This is a genomic window from Rhodococcus sp. BS-15, assembly GCF_000813105.1.
In the GTDB taxonomy this organism is placed as follows: Bacteria; Actinomycetota; Actinomycetes; order Mycobacteriales; family Mycobacteriaceae; genus Rhodococcoides.
Genome location: NZ_BAOX01000538.1, coordinates 1 through 1,457 on the forward strand (window position 1 = coordinate 1; position 1,457 = coordinate 1,457).

Annotated in this window: 1 protein-coding gene and 1 pseudogene; one reads left to right on the forward strand and one right to left on the reverse strand. The window is 64.2% G+C overall.

Features of this window, described 5'->3' with window-relative positions; all coding sequences use genetic code 11:
* On the forward strand, nt 1-585 hold a 585-nt coding region (locus RHBS_RS27730; protein WP_145977658.1), incomplete at its 5' end, for a M23 family metallopeptidase.
* A gap of 201 nt (nt 586-786) precedes the next feature.
* On the opposite strand, the pseudogene RHBS_RS27735 reads toward RHBS_RS27730, so the two are convergent.
* Nucleotides 787-1,256 (reverse strand): annotated as a pseudogene (locus RHBS_RS27735) (M23 family metallopeptidase); the annotation flags it as partial.
* Nucleotides 1,257-1,457 lie beyond the last annotated feature (201 nt).

Below are 1,457 nucleotides of genomic sequence, written 5' to 3' on the forward strand. Positions count from 1 at the left end.
GCCGAGTCGGCCGACTCGGCGACGCCCGAACTGCCCGCGCTCGAACCCGACGCCACTGTGCCTGAAACGTCGGCACCCGGCACGTCATCTGAAACAACGACACCCGAAACCACGACACCCGAGGCGGGCGATCATTCGTCGGCCGCCCCGCAATCCCCTACCGGCACAACAGGGTCGAGCAACGGAAAGTATCGTGCGCCGACAACAGGAACGTTGACCTCGACCTTCGGCGACGGCCGCGCCCATCAAGGAATCGACATCGCCAACTCCACCGGTACACCGATCGTCGCCGTTGCGGACGGCGAGGTGATCAGCGCGGGACCGGCCCAGGGCTTCGGACTCTGGGTGCGTATACGCCACGATGACGGCACCGTAACGACCTACGGGCACAACAACGACAACCTCGTGACCGTAGGTCAACGCGTCACTGCTGGTGAAGAAATTGCGACGGTAGGAAACCGGGGTATCTCCACCGGTCCACATCTGCACTTCGAGGTCGACACACCCGCCGGCAACAAGGTCGACCCCAGACTTTGGCTCGCGGAACGCGGAGCCACCATCACCGGTTCGGATCGTGACTCGTAGTCGAGCCTCGACCGCACGGCCCGCCGATGGGAACGAATTCCGCACTGTTGCACTGACTTCGGATGCGTCTCTGCGGTCTCGTTTTCACCATCAGACCTGAACCCTCGGTGCCTCGACATGTTCAGCGGGCGCGCAGTACGATCGCCCGCATTCCGGTAAGTTCGCCGTACCTACTGCGAGCCCGAGAGGTGAAACGGGGGCCTACGACCGAACAGCCGCGTCGGACAGCGCGACACCCCGAGAGGCGAGCCACTCCTGAGGATCGACCTTGCTCCCCGCCGCGTCGACGACCTCGAAATGCAGGTGAGGCCCGGTCGATTGGCCACGATTGCCGACGGTGGCGATCTGCTCACCGGCTTGTACTCGTTGCCCCACGGTCACCAAGGTTTGATCGATGTGCCCGTAGACCGTTGTCGTTCCATCGTCATGTTGAAGACGTACCCAGAGGCCGAATCCGTCTGCAGGACCGGAGTCGAGCACGGTAGCGTCGGCTGCCGCGTAGACGGGAGTTCCGATAGCGTTGGCGATGTCGAGCCGGTGTGCGTAGTCCCCCATCGTGGACCGAAATCCGAGGTCAGGGTCCCGGCGACCGGACGAACGACGAGTGGTCGCAGCGCCGCTGCATCACGCGCAGCGCTCTCCTCTGCCCTTCGTTGCCCCTTCGCCAACTGCTCGATCGCATCGTTGATATTGGAGATCTCCGGTATGGCGAGGATCTGAGGCAAGTATTCGGCCACCGTCCTGCATCGGTGTCGCTTCGTGCACGGGGACTGCCTGCGCCTGGGCGGGACTCGCATATTGGGCACCCGCCGTGACCAGAGCGCCCGCTGCCACCGCAATACCGACAGCGACACTGCCGCGGCGCTCGGTGG